This window comes from Amaricoccus sp., assembly GCF_047602525.1.
Taxonomy (GTDB): domain Bacteria; phylum Pseudomonadota; class Alphaproteobacteria; order Rhodobacterales; family Rhodobacteraceae; genus Amaricoccus.
The window spans coordinates 3,058,082-3,072,584 of record NZ_JASGHB010000001.1 but is presented as its reverse complement, the minus strand read 5'-3'; the positions used below and the strand labels follow the sequence as shown (position 1 = coordinate 3,072,584).

Here is a 14,503-nt window from a genome sequence, read left to right as displayed (position 1 = left end):
GGCTGCGGAGCCTGCGGGCGGCGTCGGTGCCGCCCGCAGGTCACGCCTCACAGGATGAAGTCGGCCGCGCTTAAGTCGGCGAAGTCGTCCTGGCCCACGCCGCCCGAGATGTGGTCGTCGCCGCGGCGCCCCTCGATGTCGTCGTTGCCCTGCAGGCCCCGGATAAGGTCTCCCAGCCGGGTTCCGTCGAGGTCGTCGTTGCCGGCGGTGCCGATGATCCTGCCCATGGTCGTCTCTCGTTCCGGCACGCCCAAGGGGGCGCCCGGACCTTACGCCTCGCACTGCGTCAATTCGTCGCAGGATGGAAGGTTGCACGACGGCGGAGAATCGACCGCGACGCGGCGGTCATGCGGCGAGGCCGGACCATCCCTCGATCAGAAGCTTGGCGCCGAGGATCAGGAAGATCGCCGCGAGCACGGCATTGCCGTTGCGGACCATGAAGCCGCGGATCGCCTCGAGCGGGGCGGTTGCCGCGGTGCCGGCCGCGAGCCGGGCGAACGTGGCGAGCAGAACCGAGGCGGACCCGAGCAGGACGAAGGCGACGGCGGCAACGGCGGTCTCGCGCGGCGGCCGCGTCGCGACGGCGGCGCCTGCCGCTGAGGCAAAGGCGATGTTCTTCGGATTGACGCCCCCGAGCGCGGCGCCGGCCAGGAAGGCCCGGCCCGGCGCGATCTCCTGCAGCGCAGCCATCCAGCCCGGCAGGGGCGGCATCTCGCCGGCGCGGGGGCGCTTGCGCCACTTCGAGACCACAAGCGCCACAAGCGCCACAAGCGCGACGCCGAGCGCGATCCGCAGGATTGCCCCGGCCCGCCCGCCGCCGGAGCCCGAGCCATCGAGGAGCACGAAGGTGACTGCGGCGAGCCCGGCAGGCCCGGCGACGAAGCCGCCGGCGAACGCGGGACCGGAGACCGCCGCCCGCGAACTGGTCAGCACCAGGCGACGCCGATGATCGGGAACGGGCTCAACGCCACGCCAAGGGCCATGGGGAGAAGGTCAGACAGCATCATCGCGACCTTGGCGGCGGGGTGGGAGAGCGTCACGAACGGCTATGGCCGACGGGCGAGAACCTTGTCGATGCGGCGGCCGTCGAGGTCGATCACCTCGAAGCACCAGCCATGCAGCGTGACGTGCTCGCCGGGGACGGGAATGTGGCCCAGCTCCTCGATGATCATCCCCGCGAGGGTCACGAAGTCGTTCGAGCTCATGTCCTCGACCTCGAGATGGCGGGCAACCTGCTCGATCGGCAGGCTGCCATCGAGCAGCCACGAGCCGTCCTCGCGCTGCGCCGCGGCCGACTCGTCGTGTTCGTCGTGGTCGGGCAGGTCGCCCGCGATGCTCGTGAGGATGTCCGTCGGGGTCACGAGCCCCTCCAGGCTGCCGTATTCGTCGACCACCATGGCGATGTGCGTGCCGGAGGAGCGGAACAGGTCGATCATGCGCAGCGCCTGGATCGTCTCGCCGACATAGAGCGGCTCGCGGGCCGCGCCGCGCAGGTCGGCTGCACCGGAGACCTGAAGCTGCAGGATGTCCTTGACGTGCAGGTAGCCCAGCACCTCGTCGACTTCGCCGTCGCAGAGCGGGAAGCGCGAGTGGCCGGAGGCCAGAACCTCGTCGAGGATCGCCGGCATCGGATCATTGACGTCGAGCCACGCGATCGCGTGGCGCGGCACCATGACGCCCTTCACCGGGCGGTCGGCAAAGCGGATGACCCCTTCGAGCAGCTCGCGCTCGGCGGCGTGGAAGACACCGGCGTCGGTGCCCTCGGCGATCATCGCCTTCACCTCTTCCTCGGTGACGGCGGACGGCGCCTCGCCGCGGGCGCCGAGCAGGCCGAGCACCGCCTCGGTCGAGAGGCGGAGGAACCAGACGACGGGCTTGCCGATGGTCGCGAGCACCGCCATCGGCCCGGAGACGGTGGCGGCAAGCCCCTCGGCGTTGCGCAGCGCCAGCCGCTTCGGCACCAGCTCGCCGATGATGAGCGAGACATAGGTGGTGGCGACGACGACGAGCGCGAAGGCGAGCGGGCCCGCGATCGTGGCGACCGCCGGGATGCCGCGCAGCACCTCGGCGATCGGCTCGGACAGCGTCGCCCCGGAATAGGCGCCGGCGAAGATGCCGATGAGGGTGATGCCGATCTGGACGGTGGAGAGGAACCCGGTCGGATCCTCGGCGAGGCGCAGCGCGCGCTCCGCGCCGCGGTTGCCGGCCTTGGCCATGATCTCGAGGCGCGGCCGCTTCGAGGAGACGATGGCAAGCTCGGACATGGCGAAGAACCCGTTCAGGACGATCAGGACCAGAACGATAACCAGCGAGACAGCCATCCGGCTTCCTTGAGCGGCGAGGCGCAGACGGGGCGCCCCGCCCCCCTCATAGGGAAATTTCGGCGCGGATGCACGGGGGGTTGTGGCCCGGCCCATGGGCGGAAATCCGCCGCTGGCTGCCGCTCCGGTTGACGGACCCGGGGTTCTTCAGGAAGGTTTAGGATTAACGAGGCAGCGACCGGAGAGTCGACATGCGGGCAGCGAAGCTTGCCGCCATTCTGGCGGCAGTGTCGGTCTTGCTTTCGGGATGCGCGGGCACCCCGCCGGTTCAGCCGGCGCCCGAAGTTTCTCGCGCCCTGCCGCTCTACCCGAACGAGACGCCGGAGCTGCGTGGCCTGATCGACGGTGCGGCGGCGCGGTACGATGTGCCGGAGGATCTGGTGCAGCGCGTGGTGATCCGCGAGAGCCGCCACCGGCCGGAGGCGCGCAACGGCCCGTACTGGGGCCTGATGCAGATCCTGCCGGCGACGGCGCGCTCCATGGGTTTCCAGGGCAAGCCGGAGGGCCTGCTCGACCCGGCGACCAACCTTGAATACGCGGTGAAGTACCTGCGTGGCGCGTGGCTGGTGTCGGGCGGCGACCGCGACCGGGCTGTCGGCCTCTACGCGCGCGGCTACTACCACGAGGCCAAGGCCGCGGGTCTGCTCGACGAGACCGGCCTGCGCTGACGCCCGGCTTGCGCGGGCGCGGAGCGTCGGCTTAGGCTGGTCCGATCCGCGTCGGGGAGCGTTCCGGAGCCATGCAGACGGTCTATTCGCCGCGCCACGCCGGGCACGACGGCAACACCGAGCTGCAGCCGGGCGCGATCGTGCCGGCGTTCGAGTTGCCGCGCCGGGCCGAGATCGTGCGCGCCCGCGTGGAGGCGGTGGGCCTCGGGCCGATCCGCGAGCCGGACACCCACGACCTGACGATCGCGGCGCGGGTGCACGCGCCGGACTATCTCGATTTCCTCGCCGGTGTCTGGGGCCGCTGGCAGGCCGCCGGGCGTGACGGCACAGCCATGCCGTTCGTCTGGCCGCGCCCGGGCCTGCGGGCCGACGTGCCGCCCGACGACATCGACGGCCTGCTCGGGTTCTATGCGATGGATGCGGGCGCGACGTTCGTCGCCGGCACCTGGGACGCGGTGAAGGTGAGCCACGACGTCGCGCTGACCGCGGCGGGGCTGGTGGCCGGCGGCGCCCGGGCGGCCTTCGCCCTGTGCCGGCCGCCGGGGCACCATGCGGGGGCGCGGTTCGCCGGCGGCTACTGCTACATCAACAACGCGTCCGTGGCGGCGGAATCCCTGCGCCTCGCCGGGGCCGGGCGGGTGAGCATCCTCGACATCGACTATCACCATGGCAACGGCACGCAGGACATCTTCTATGCCCGCGGCGACGTGCAGGTGGTCAGCGTCCATGCCGACCCGATGGTGGAGTACCCCTACTTCCTCGGCCACGCGGACGAGCGGGGCACGGGCGCCGGTCTGGGCGCGAACCTGAACCTGCCGCTGCCGCACGGCACCGACTTCGCCCGGTGGATCGACGCGCTTGCGGTCGCGGCCGAGGCGATCCGGCGGTTCGCGCCGGACGTGCTGGTCGTCTCGGTCGGGGTCGACACCTACCACGGCGACCCGATCAGCCAGTTTCGCCTCGACACGCCGGACTACCCGGTGATCGGCGCGCGCCTCGCCGCGCTCGGGCTGCCGACGCTGTTCGTGATGGAGGGCGGCTATGCGGTCGAGGCGATCGGCGAGAATGCCGTCGGCGTCCTGACGGGCTTCGAGGGCGCATGACGCGCGGCGGGGGGCTGGCGCTCGCGCTGTCCCTCGCGGTGGCGGCGCCTGCTCTCGTACAGCCGGCTCTTGCGCAGCCGGCCGGGCCGCCGCCGACACTGCGCATCGGCACGGCGCCGGCGCCGCCGTTCGTCATGCGCGCACCCGGGGGCGGCTGGGAAGGGATCAGCATTGACCTTCTTGCCGGGGTGGCCGACCGCGCCGGATTTGCCTATCGGCTGGTCGAGGTCGATCCGCCCGATCTGGTCGCCGGAGTGGCGTCCGGCCAGCTCGACGGCGCGATCGGGGCGATCGTGCCCTCCGCCGATGCCGAGCGAATGGTGGATTTCAGCAACGGATATTTCCAGAGCGGGCTTGCGGTCGCGGTGCCGTCGACCCGGCCGGTGCCGGTGCTCGACCTGCTGAAGGCACTGGCGTCGCGGGAATTCCGCGGGGTGCTCGCGGTGCTGCTCGGGCTGACGGTGGTCGTCGGCGTGCTCGCCTGGATGGTCGAGCGGCGCCGGAATCCGCAGTTCGAGCGGTCGCCGGCGCGCGGGCTGTTCAGCGGAGTTCTGGTGGGCGACCGTGACGATGACCACGGTGGGGTACGGAGACAAGGCGCCGGCCACGGTGGCGGGGCGCCTGCTCGGGATCATCTGGATGATCCTCACCCTCGGGCTGGTGGCGCTCGCCACGGCGCAGCTGTCGGCGATCCTGACGGCCGATCGGCTGAACGGCCGCGTCGGCAGCGCCGCGGACCTGAGCCGGCTGCACGTCGGCGCGGTGGCCGGCGCCCCGGCGGTGGCGCGGCTCGCGGCGCTGGGCGGCAAGGTCGAGACGTTTCCGACCCTGAGCGCGGCCCTCGGCGCGCTGGCCGACGGCCAGATCGACGCGCTGGTCCACGACGAGGCCGAACTGGCCTGGCAGGGGCAGACCCTCGGCGGCATCACCCTTGCCCCGGTGCGGTTCCAGCCGGTCGGCTTTGCCATGGCGCTGCCCGAGGGATCGGCGCTGCGCGAACCCGTCAACCGCGCGATCCTCGACACGCTCGGATCGCCGGCGTGGCTCGGTACGCTGCGCTACTATCTCGGGCCGGGCTGAAACGGCATGTTGTGGTTTGATCTTGTCACTACCCAACAATTCGAGGCATCCCTATAGTGCTCGCGAACCGGCCGAGTAGCGACCCGAGGGCATGGCATGCGCTGTCCGTTCTGCGGCAACATCGACACTCAGGTGAAGGACAGCCGCCCGGCGGAAGACCATGTTTCGATCCGGCGCCGCCGGTTCTGCCCGGCGTGTGGCGGACGGTTCACCACCTACGAGCGGGTGCAGCTGCGCGACTTGGTGGTGGTGAAGAAGAGCGGCCGGCGCGAGGCGTTCGACCGTGACAAGCTGGAGCGCTCGATCCGCATCGCGATGCAGAAGCGGCCGATCGAGAGCGAGCGGCTCGACCAGATGATTTCCGGCATCGTGCGGCGGCTCGAATCGATGGGCGAGACCGACATTCCCTCGGACACGATCGGCGCGATCGTCATGGAGGCGCTGGCGCGGATCGACACCGTGGCCTACGTGCGCTTCGCCAGCGTCTACAAGAACTTCCAGGCGGCCGACGATTTCGAGGATTTCGTGTCCGAACTGCGGCCCCCCGCGGCGGTGGGCCGGGAAGAAGACTGACGCCATGGCCGGGAACGCCCGCGATGCGGGCTGGATGCGGACGGCGCTTGGACTCGCGCGCCGGGGGCTGGGGCGGGTCTGGCCCAATCCGGCGGTGGGCTGCGTCATCGTCTCGGGCAATGAGGTGGTCGGGCGCGGGCGCACGGCGGATGGCGGACGTCCACACGCCGAGGCTGCGGCGCTCGCGGAAGCGGGTGGGCGCGCCCGCGGTGCCACCGTCTACGTCACGCTCGAGCCCTGTGTGCGCGAGGGCCGCGCCGGCCCCTGCGCCGAGGCGCTGATCTCTGCGGGCGTGGCGCGGGTGGTGGTGGCGATTGAGGATCCCGATCCGCGGGTGAACGGCGCCGGTATCGCCGCGCTGCGTGCTGCCGGAATCGAGGTCGACCTCGGCTGCCTCGCCGCAGAGGCGACGGCGCTCAATCGCGGCTTCCTGCGACGGGTCACTGCCGGGCGGCCGATGATGACGCTGAAACTCGCGGCGTCGCTCGACGGGCGGATCGCGACGGCGACGGGCGAGAGCCGGTGGATCACCGGGCTGCGCGCCCGGGTCGAGGTCCACCTCCTGCGCGCGCAGGCCGACGCGATCCTGGTCGGCGCCGGCACGGTGCGCAGCGACAATCCGCGGCTCGACGTGCGCGAGCTGGGCATGGGCGACCGCAGCCCGGTGCGGGTTGTGGTCAGCGGCGCGCTGTCGCTGCCGCGGGACAGCCATCTGGCGGCGACCGCGGCCGACGTGCCGCTCTGGCTCTGCCACGACGTCGAGGCGGAGGCGAGCCGGCGCAAGGCGTGGGCCGAATTGGGTGCAGAGCTGATCGAGATCCCGTTCCAGGCGGACGGCCAGCTCGATCTCTCGGCGATGATGCAGCGGCTCGGCGATCGGGGCATCACCCGGGTGCTGTGCGAGGGCGGCGGGCGGCTGGCGGCGGCGCTGATCGAGGACGATCTCGTGGACGAGCTGGTGTGCTACAGTGCCGGGCTCGCGCTCGGCGGATCGGCCGTGCCGGCGGTGGGCGAACTCGGGATCACCGCGCTGCAGCTCGCGCCCCGCTTCGATCTGATCGACGTCGCGCCGATCGGGCCCGACATGCGCAGCCGCTGGCTCCGCCGGCACTGACGCCGCGCCTCCGGCGGCGATTGAATCATCGCGGCGAACCCAGGGCGGGCGCAAGCTAAGAGCGTGCGATTGCCCGGTGCATCAACCCTTGGTATTGTGACGCTCGAATTCGACGGCCGCGTTCGGCTTGACGGCTCGTCAAAACGTTCAACGGAACGAGTTGATGCTCCTAGGGGTTGAGGAAATCATCCGGAGATCACTGCACTTGGCCAGCCCGGCCGAGCGCCTGCGGGTGATTCGGTGAGCGGCGTCGATCCCGAGGGAGACGAGGGGATTCGGCTGTCCCATCGCCTGGTCGCCCTGCACATCGGCGCGATCCTCGTGCTCATCTTCGCCGTGCTGTCCAGCGTCCTGTGGGTCTCACGAGAGCACAACCACCTCGCGGCGGAATCATCAGAAGAACTGGTCCGCGGCGGGCTGTCGGCATTCCGGCTGCGGCTGAGGACCCTGGTGCGCGACTACTCGATCTGGGACGAGGCGTATGACGCGATCGAGTCGGATGACCGGCCGTGGATCTACAGCAACATCGGCAACGCCGCGGCCGAGATCGGCACGCTCGACCTGATCGAGTTCGTCGACACGGCGACCGGCGAAAGCTTTGGCTGGCGCGCCGGCTCTCCCCCGGAGGGCGAGTCGGGACTCCTGCCGCCCGATCTGCTCGCGACGATCTTCGGCCTGCTGCGGGACGGCGATTCGGACGAGGGGGTGGCCAAGACCGTCCTCGCAAAGTTCGGCGGCGAGCCCTGGGCGTTTTCGGTGGCGCGCGTGACGCCGGTCAACGGGCCGCCGCCGGGCGTGGCCGTGGAAGACCTGCCGCTGCAGATCCACGGGCTGCGCCTGAACGACGCCCGGCTGCGGCAGATTGGCGGCCCGCTGCTGCTCGACAACCTGCAGTTGGCGGACGCGCCGGCTCCGGGCCGCGCCTCGATCGCGCTGCTCGACCACGACGGGCACGTCATCAGCTATGTGACCTGGAGTCCGCCGAAGCCGGGCGCGCGCATCCTGAAGCAGGTGGCGCTGCCGCTGCTGATCGCGCTGCTTACCGTGGCGACGATCAGCGGCATCAGCGCCCGTCACGCGGCCCGCTCGGCCCGGCGGCTCGAACGTGCGCTCCACGATGCGAAGGCCGCGGACCACAGCAAGAGCGAGTTTCTGTCCAATGTGAGCCACGAACTCCGGACGCCGATGAACGGCATCCTCGGGGTAGCCCAGCTGCTCGAAACCACCCCGCTCGACGCCGAGCAGCGAGAGCTGCTCACGATGCTGTTCACCTCGGCAAACGCGCAGATGGCGCTGATCTCCGATCTCCTCGACTTCAGCCGGATCGAATCGGGCAACCGCGAGCTGGTGCTCGCCCCGTTCCGCCCGGCGGAGGTGATGCGCGACGTGACCGACATGATCCGCGTCGCCGCGGACAGCAAGGGCATCCGCCTCGATGCGCGTTGGGAGACCATCGAGGGCGTCGACCTGCTCGGCGACGGCAAGGCGTTCCGGCAGATCGTCACCAACCTCGTGTCGAACGCGGTGAAGTTCACCGAGGCGGGCAGCGTCGACGTGACGGCCGGGCTGCGCCCCGACGGCGGGCGCGCGGTCGTCTTCGTGCAGGTGACCGACACCGGGCGGGGCATCTCGGCCGAGGCGCTGCCGCGGATCTTCGATCGATTCTATCAGGTGGACGGCTCGTCGACGCGCAGCGCCGAGGGCACGGGGCTGGGTTTGGCGATCAGCCAGAGCCTCGCCGAGATGATGGGGGGGGCAATCCACGTGGAAAGTGTGTTGGGCAAGGGGTCGACCTTCGTCTTCAGCGCGCCGTTCGAGGCGGTGGCAGAACCGGATGGAGCGCGCCATGCCGCCTGAGTCCCTCGCTGGCGACGACATCCTGATCGTCGAGGACAATCAGGTGAACGCGCTCATCCTGCGGACGATGCTGCGCAAGCACGGCTATGAGCCGCGCATGGCCCGCGATGGCGAGGAGGGGGTCGCGATGACGGCTCGGCACCGGCCGCGCCTGGTGCTCATGGACCTGCACATGCCGCGGCTGGACGGCTTTGCCGCCGCGTCGGCGATCCGCGAGCGGATGAACGGAGCGAGCCCGGTGCTGGTGGCGGTGACGGCGACGGCGACCGGCGACGTCGAGGCGGCGTGTCGCGACGCGGGGTTTTCCTGCGTGCTGCCGAAGCCGATCCTGATCGGCGATCTCGTCGGGATGGTGCGGCGCTACCTCGACTGAGGCTCGCGGCGGGCTCCGCCCCCGCGAGATGCGCGGGGGGCGGAGAGCTTGGGGATGTCAGGCGGCGTGCCGGAGCGCCTCGAGTTGGTGCAGGAACGCCAGATGCTCGGGGCAGTGGGCCAGGTAGAACCGATTCAGCCAGTGGTCGGGGGCGATGCCGCCGTCGGACCAGAAGGTATAGTCCTCGGTCAGCTCCTCACCGGCGGCGAGGTCGCGCAGCGCCGTGGTGTGATCCTCGGTGAGCGCCGGCCAGACGCCGAGCCCGACGTTGGCATCGGGCGTGACCCGGTGGTTCATGAATTGCATGCCGTCGGTGTACCACAGGAACTTGTCCGAGGGCTTGTGCAGGTAGCCGCCGTGCAACGCGAACCGCCGTTCGCGCGGCGTGAGGCGTTCGAAGGACGTTTCGTCACACGCGTGCATGGACTCGTCATATTCCCATAGACGAGTACCGGCCTTGATCGGCCGAGTGGCAAAGATGCCCATCCCATGGATAGAGCTATTCTTGAAGTCAACGTCAACAAGCCAACCCAATTCCACGATCCTCTTCTGGACACTTAATGTTCGTTGCGCGTTTAACGCGATGCGACCGTGTTGGAGTATTAATATTTACAGTTCATTGACCAGCACTCGCGAAACGTCCGCAAGTGACTTAAGTGATTCAAATCTTAATGAACGATTAACAACGCAAACGCGCAGCGAAAACGGTTGCAGAAACCGTTCCGGTTCGTCTTTTCACGTCAGTTGGACGTCAGGAGGTCGATCGTCCGTCCAAGGCTTGCGGTCGCCGTCGCGATGGCGATGACACGCGCCCAAGATGCGAGCGGCGCCTCGGTGATGTAGACCGTGTCTTCATCATGAATGACGAATTCCCGCGCGGCGAAGACGCCTTCGGGGCGCGTGAGGTCGATGAGGTAGGCCATGCGCTGCGGCCCCACCAGATCGCTGGTGCCGAGCACCCGGTTCGCCACCGTCGCGGGCTCGTCGCGGAACACGAAGACGCCGGTGGGGTCGGCGCTGCGGAAGTCGAGGCCGCCGGCGGTGGCGATCGCTTCGAGCGCCGACATGTCGCGCTTGTTGAACGGCACGCGCGCCTGGCCCGAGGTCGCGCCGAGCGCGGTGAACGACCGGCGATCCTCCTCGACGACGATCTGGTCGTTGGGGCGCAGCGCGATGTCGAGCGCCGGGTTGTCGTAGAGATCCTGCAGCCAGATCTTGCCGATGTTGCCGCCCCGCTCGATGCGGACCTGCGCCACGTCGGGGACCGTCGAGACGCCACCCGCCTTGGCGAGCATTGCCGACAGGCGGCGGGTCGAGACGTCGATCGGGAAGATCCCCGGGTTGCGCACCCCGCCCATGACGCTGACCGTGGCGCCATCGCCGGCGATGCGGACCACTTCGACCTGCGGGTCGGGCGTCTGGCTCGACAGGCGCTGCGTGATGTCCTTCCGCAGCTCGTCGGGCGTCTTGCCGGAGGCCTTCACCTCGCCGACGTAGGGCACGAAGATCTCGCCCGACTGGTCGACCTTGAGCGCCTCGAGGTTCGAGGCCCGCTGGCCGACGCCGGCGAGGATGCCGTTGTCGACGTTCTCCCAGACCCGGACAGAGACGGCGTCGCCGGCGCGGATCGTCTCGGGCGACAGGACGCCGGCGTCGGTAAAGGCCGGCGCGATGGTCGTGGCCTCCACCGGCCGGGTGATCTGGGCCACCTCCGGCGTGACATCGACGAGATGGATGCCGAGCTCGGTCTGGTTGGTGCCGCGGATGATGTCTGTGGAGGTCGGGCCGGAACGCGGCAGGGTGCAGGCGGCGAGGGTTGCGATCATCGCGATCATGCCAACGAGCATGCGCACGAGCGTCGCCGCTGCGATCCGCGTCCCCTGCATCGACTGCCTCGCTCTGCTCGTTCTTCTCGCCGGTTGGCTTGAGGCGGGAGACTACCCCGGAGCGGCCGCGCGGGGCCAGATCGAAACGTCCTGCCCGTGCGCAGGTGACGCAGGCTGTGGCCGCGCGGGCATACCTCCGGCTTGCCGCAATCGCGCCGAGGCGCTAGAGCCTCGGACATGTTCACGGGAATCGTTAGCGATGTCGGCACCGTCGAGCGCCTGGAGGACCGGGGCGACCTGCGTGCCCGCATCCTATGCGCCTATCCGGCCGCCGGGATCGCGCTCGGCGCCTCGATCGCCTGCGACGGCATCTGCCTGACGGTCGTCGACCGCGGCACCGGGACGGAGGGCAGCTGGTTCGACGTCGACATCTCGGCCGAGACCGTCGCGCGCACCAACATCCGCAGCGGGGCGGTGGGCTGGGTCACCGGCCGCCGCGTCAATCTGGAGCGGTCGTTGCGCCTCGGTGACGAGCTGGGCGGGCATATCGTGTCCGGCCACGTGGACGGGCTCTGTACCATCGTCGGCATGACGGGCGAGGGCGACAGCGTCCGCTTCACCTTCGAGGCGCCGGAGCGGCTGGCGCGCTACATCGCGCCCAAGGGCTCGGTGGCGCTGAACGGCACCTCGCTGACGGTGAACGAGGTGGACGGGGTGCGCTTCGGCGTCAACATCATCCCGCACACCGCGCAGGTGACGACCTGGGGCACCGCGCGCCCGGGCGATCCGGTCAACCTCGAGATCGACACGCTGGCGCGCTACGTCGCCCGGCTCGCCGACTTCGCCGCCGCATGACCGCACCGCTGCACGGGCTCGGCCACAACCGCGGCCCGGCGATGGACGACGGCGTGAGCTGGCGGCGGCACTGCTGGCGCGAGGCGCGCGAGGCGCTGCTGCCGCACCTGCCGATCGAGGTGGTCCGGATGCGGGTCCGCCGCGCGCGCGAGCTGGGGCTCGACTACCGGACCTATGCCACCGCCCGCGAAACCACCGGCCGTGACATCATCGCATTCCTGTTCTCGTCGAACGCCCTGCGGGTGCTGCGGCCGCAGGATCCGGTGCCGCCCGCGCGGGCAGAGCGGCTGCGCGCGATCACCGGCGCCGCGCGGGCGCTCGCGGCCCAGCCGCCTGCCGACGCCGCGGCGCTCGCCGCGCGGCTGGCCGCCGAGCAGGGCATCCACTTCGCCGCCTCGGGCCGCGCCCCGCGCTTCTCGGCACCTTGGGCGACGATCCGCGCCGACGTGCTCGCGGCGATCGGCGACCTGCCGCCGGGGGGTGTCTGGCTGGTGGCGGAGACCTCCGAGGAGCGGCTCTGGTGCGAGGCCGCGCGGCTGGGCGGGCATCTCTCGGGCGACCGCTTCTTCAGCCTCCCGGCGCGCTAGCGCTGGCGTTCCGGCCGGCCGTGCGCTATGGCGCCGGACGTAGCGAAGGCGGGAACCATGTCCAGCAATACGGACCAGACATACCGGGACGCCATCTCGTCGGTGGACGAGATCATCGAGGATGCCCGCAACGGCCGCATGTTCATCCTCGTCGACCACGAGGACCGCGAGAACGAGGGCGACCTGGTCATCCCGGCCCAGATGTGCACGCCCACGGCCATCAACTTCATGGCGACGCACGGCCGCGGCCTGATCTGCCTGACGCTGATGGGGGAACGGCTCGACGCGCTCGGCCTGCCGCTGATGGCGGCGTCGAACTCGTCGCGGCACGAGACCGCGTTCACCGTCTCGATCGAGGCGCGCGAAGGCGTCACCACCGGCATCTCGGCGCACGACCGCGCCCGCACCGTCGCCGTGGCGATCGACCCGCGCTCCGGCCCGCAGGACATCGCGACGCCGGGCCACATCTTCCCGCTGCGCGCCCGCGACGGCGGGGTGCTGGTGCGCGCGGGCCATACCGAGGCGGCGGTCGACATCGCGCGCCTCGCCGGGCTGAACGCCTCGGGCGTGATCTGCGAGATCATGAACGAGGACGGCACCATGGCGCGCCTGCCCGACCTCGTTGCCTTCGCGCAGCGGCACGGGCTGAAGATCGGCACGATCTCCGACCTGATCGCCTACCGCCGGCGCTACGACAATCTGGTGCGCGAGACCGCCGTCTCGATCGTCACCTCCGAGTTCGGCGGCCCCTGGCAGATGCGCATCTTCGCCGACGCGGCCAGCGGCGGCGAGCACATCGCGCTCTCCAAGGGCGATCTCAGCACGCCCGAGCCGGTGCTGGTGCGGATGCACGCGCTGAACCCGCTCGAGGATGTGCTCGGCGTCCATGCCGGGCGCAGCCACCAGCTGCACGATGCCATGCGCCTGATCGGCGCCGAGGGGCGCGGCGTCGTCGTGCTGCTGCGCGACACCGGCGCGAAGCTGGAGCTTGGCGACCACGTTTCGCCACACCGGCTGCGGCAGTACGGCATCGGCGCTCAGATCCTCACGGCGCTCGGCCTTGGCGAGCTGATCCTGCTGACGAACTCGCCGAGCCCGCGGCCCGTGGCGCTGGAGGGCTACGGCCTGACCATCACGGCGACCCGGCCCATTCCGGCGCGGAGCTGACCTGTGGCGAGCATCCAATCCCATACCGTCCTGCCGCGGCCGAAGTTCACCGCGCCGACCCGCGTGCTGATCGTCATCGCGCCGTACTACCGCGACATCGCCGACGGGCTGCTCACCGGCGCGCAGGCCGCGCTCGCCGATGCGGGTGTGGCGGCAGAGGTGATCGAGGTGCCGGGCGCGCTCGAGGTGCCGACGGCCATCAAGCTCGCCAGCCGCAGCAACAGCTATGACGGGTTCGTCGCCCTCGGCTGCGTGATCCGGGGCGAGACGACCCACTACGACACGGTCTGCAACGACAGCTCGCGCGGGCTGACGCTGCTCGGGCTCGACGGTCTCTGCATCGGCAACGGCATCCTGACCGTGGAGAACCACGCGCAGGCGGCGGTGCGCGCCGATCCCGCCGGCCAGAACAAGGGCGGTGGCGCCGCCGACGCCGCGCTGCACCTGATCGCGCTGGCCCGGCGGTTCCGCGGGGGCCGCTCGTGAGCACGCCGCGCCCCTCCGCTGCCGATGCCCGCCAGATGCGCTCGGCCGCCCGCTTCTACGCGGTGCAGGCGCTGTTCCAGATGGAAGCGGCAGAAGCCGCGCTGCCGGCGGTGCTCGACGAATTCGAGACGCACCGCATCGGGTCCGAGATCGACGGCGCGACCTATGCCAAACCCGATCTCGGCCACTTCCGCGCGGTGGTGACGGCGGCGGTCAGCGATCAGGCGCGCGTCGACCAGATGATGAATGCGGCACTGGTGGCGCGCTGGCCGATCGACCGCATCGACCCGACGCTGCGCGCCCTGTTCCGCGCGGCGGGCGCCGAAATGACCGCGACGGCGACGCCGCCCAAGGTGACGATCACCGAGTACGTCGACGTCGCGAAGGCGTTCTATCCCGCCGGCAAGGAAGCGGGCTTCGTGAACGCCGTGCTCGACCACATGGCCCGCGCCGCGCGTCCCGAAGCCTTCGCCTGAGCCGGCCGCGCCGACGC

General features: G+C 70.5%; 17 protein-coding genes and 1 pseudogene. 13 read left to right on the top strand and 5 right to left on the bottom strand.

What is annotated here, in order from left to right; translation table 11 throughout:
• Positions 1-47: 47 nt before the first annotated feature.
• The 3 genes from QM699_RS15690 to QM699_RS15680 all read right to left on the bottom strand — a co-directional run bounded on the left by QM699_RS15690 (position 48) and on the right by QM699_RS15680 (position 2,321).
• Positions 48-227, bottom strand: a complete 180-nt coding sequence (locus QM699_RS15690) for a hypothetical protein (protein ID WP_415012000.1) — start codon at positions 225-227, stop codon at positions 48-50.
• 118 nt (positions 228-345) lie between these two features.
• Complete coding sequence (locus tag QM699_RS15685; protein ID WP_415011999.1) at positions 346-933, bottom strand: GAP family protein; 588 nt, start codon at positions 931-933, stop codon at positions 346-348.
• A 113-nt stretch (positions 934-1,046) separates the two neighbouring features.
• A complete protein-coding gene (locus QM699_RS15680) occupies positions 1,047-2,321 on the bottom strand; it encodes a hemolysin family protein (protein WP_415011998.1) in 1,275 nt (424 codons plus the stop codon).
• Between the two features lie 191 nt (positions 2,322-2,512).
• Between QM699_RS15680 and QM699_RS15675 the strand changes: the two genes are divergently transcribed.
• The 8 genes and pseudogenes from QM699_RS15675 to QM699_RS15640 all read left to right on the top strand — a co-directional run bounded on the left by QM699_RS15675 (position 2,513) and on the right by QM699_RS15640 (position 9,089).
• Positions 2,513-2,989 (top strand): transglycosylase SLT domain-containing protein, encoded by a 477-nt coding sequence (locus QM699_RS15675; protein WP_415011997.1) that lies wholly within the window; start codon positions 2,513-2,515, stop codon positions 2,987-2,989.
• A gap of 71 nt (positions 2,990-3,060) precedes the next feature.
• Positions 3,061-4,092 (top strand): histone deacetylase family protein, encoded by a 1,032-nt coding sequence (locus QM699_RS15670; protein WP_415011996.1) that lies wholly within the window; start codon positions 3,061-3,063, stop codon positions 4,090-4,092.
• Positions 4,089-4,415: pseudogene (locus tag QM699_RS15665) on the top strand (transporter substrate-binding domain-containing protein); the annotation flags it as partial. The gene QM699_RS15670 and the pseudogene QM699_RS15665, both read left to right, overlap by 4 nt.
• 247 nt (positions 4,416-4,662) lie before the next feature.
• Positions 4,663-5,172, top strand: coding sequence for an ion channel (locus tag QM699_RS15660; protein WP_415011995.1), 510 nt, complete (start codon positions 4,663-4,665; stop codon positions 5,170-5,172).
• 96 nt (positions 5,173-5,268) lie between these two features.
• Complete coding sequence (gene nrdR, locus QM699_RS15655; RefSeq protein ID WP_415011994.1) at positions 5,269-5,745, top strand: transcriptional regulator NrdR; 477 nt, start codon at positions 5,269-5,271, stop codon at positions 5,743-5,745.
• 4 nt (positions 5,746-5,749) lie between these two features.
• Entirely contained in the window at positions 5,750-6,859 is a 1,110-nt protein-coding gene (ribD, locus tag QM699_RS15650) for a bifunctional diaminohydroxyphosphoribosylaminopyrimidine deaminase/5-amino-6-(5-phosphoribosylamino)uracil reductase RibD (protein ID WP_415011993.1), read from the top strand.
• 240 nt (positions 6,860-7,099) lie between these two features.
• On the top strand, positions 7,100-8,716 hold the full coding sequence (locus tag QM699_RS15645) for an ATP-binding protein (RefSeq protein WP_415011992.1): 1,617 nt from the start codon (positions 7,100-7,102) through the stop codon (positions 8,714-8,716).
• Positions 8,706-9,089, top strand: coding sequence for a response regulator (locus QM699_RS15640; RefSeq protein WP_415011991.1), 384 nt, complete (start codon positions 8,706-8,708; stop codon positions 9,087-9,089). The genes QM699_RS15645 and QM699_RS15640 overlap by 11 nt, the downstream gene beginning before the upstream one ends.
• Before the next feature lie 57 nt (positions 9,090-9,146).
• Here the strand turns inward: QM699_RS15640 and QM699_RS15635 are convergent, their stop codons facing one another.
• Positions 9,147-9,575, bottom strand: a complete 429-nt coding sequence (locus QM699_RS15635) for an SET domain-containing protein (protein ID WP_415012772.1) — start codon at positions 9,573-9,575, stop codon at positions 9,147-9,149.
• A gap of 254 nt (positions 9,576-9,829) precedes the next feature.
• Entirely contained in the window at positions 9,830-10,975 is a 1,146-nt protein-coding gene (locus QM699_RS15630) for a polysaccharide biosynthesis/export family protein (RefSeq protein WP_415011990.1), read from the bottom strand.
• Positions 10,976-11,152: 177 nt separating this feature from the next.
• Here QM699_RS15630 and QM699_RS15625 point away from each other — a divergent pair, with 177 nt between their 5' ends.
• The 5 genes from QM699_RS15625 to nusB are packed head-to-tail and all read left to right on the top strand — an operon-like array spanning position 11,153 to position 14,486.
• Positions 11,153-11,770: a riboflavin synthase gene (locus QM699_RS15625; protein WP_415011989.1), complete on the top strand. Its 618-nt coding sequence runs from the start codon at positions 11,153-11,155 to the stop codon at positions 11,768-11,770.
• Entirely contained in the window at positions 11,767-12,357 is a 591-nt protein-coding gene (locus QM699_RS15620; RefSeq protein WP_415011988.1) for a hypothetical protein, read from the top strand. Before QM699_RS15625 ends, QM699_RS15620 begins: the two co-directional genes overlap by 4 nt.
• Positions 12,358-12,414: 57 nt before the next feature.
• Positions 12,415-13,524: a 3,4-dihydroxy-2-butanone-4-phosphate synthase gene (gene ribB / locus QM699_RS15615; RefSeq protein WP_415011987.1), complete on the top strand. Its 1,110-nt coding sequence runs from the start codon at positions 12,415-12,417 to the stop codon at positions 13,522-13,524.
• A gap of 3 nt (positions 13,525-13,527) precedes the next feature.
• Positions 13,528-14,010, top strand: coding sequence for a 6,7-dimethyl-8-ribityllumazine synthase (locus tag QM699_RS15610; protein ID WP_415011986.1), 483 nt, complete (start codon positions 13,528-13,530; stop codon positions 14,008-14,010).
• Between the two features lie 35 nt (positions 14,011-14,045).
• Positions 14,046-14,486 carry a transcription antitermination factor NusB gene (nusB, locus tag QM699_RS15605; protein ID WP_415012771.1) on the top strand — a complete coding sequence of 147 codons (441 nt, stop codon included), beginning with the start codon at positions 14,046-14,048 and terminating at the stop codon, positions 14,484-14,486.
• Positions 14,487-14,503 lie beyond the last annotated feature (17 nt).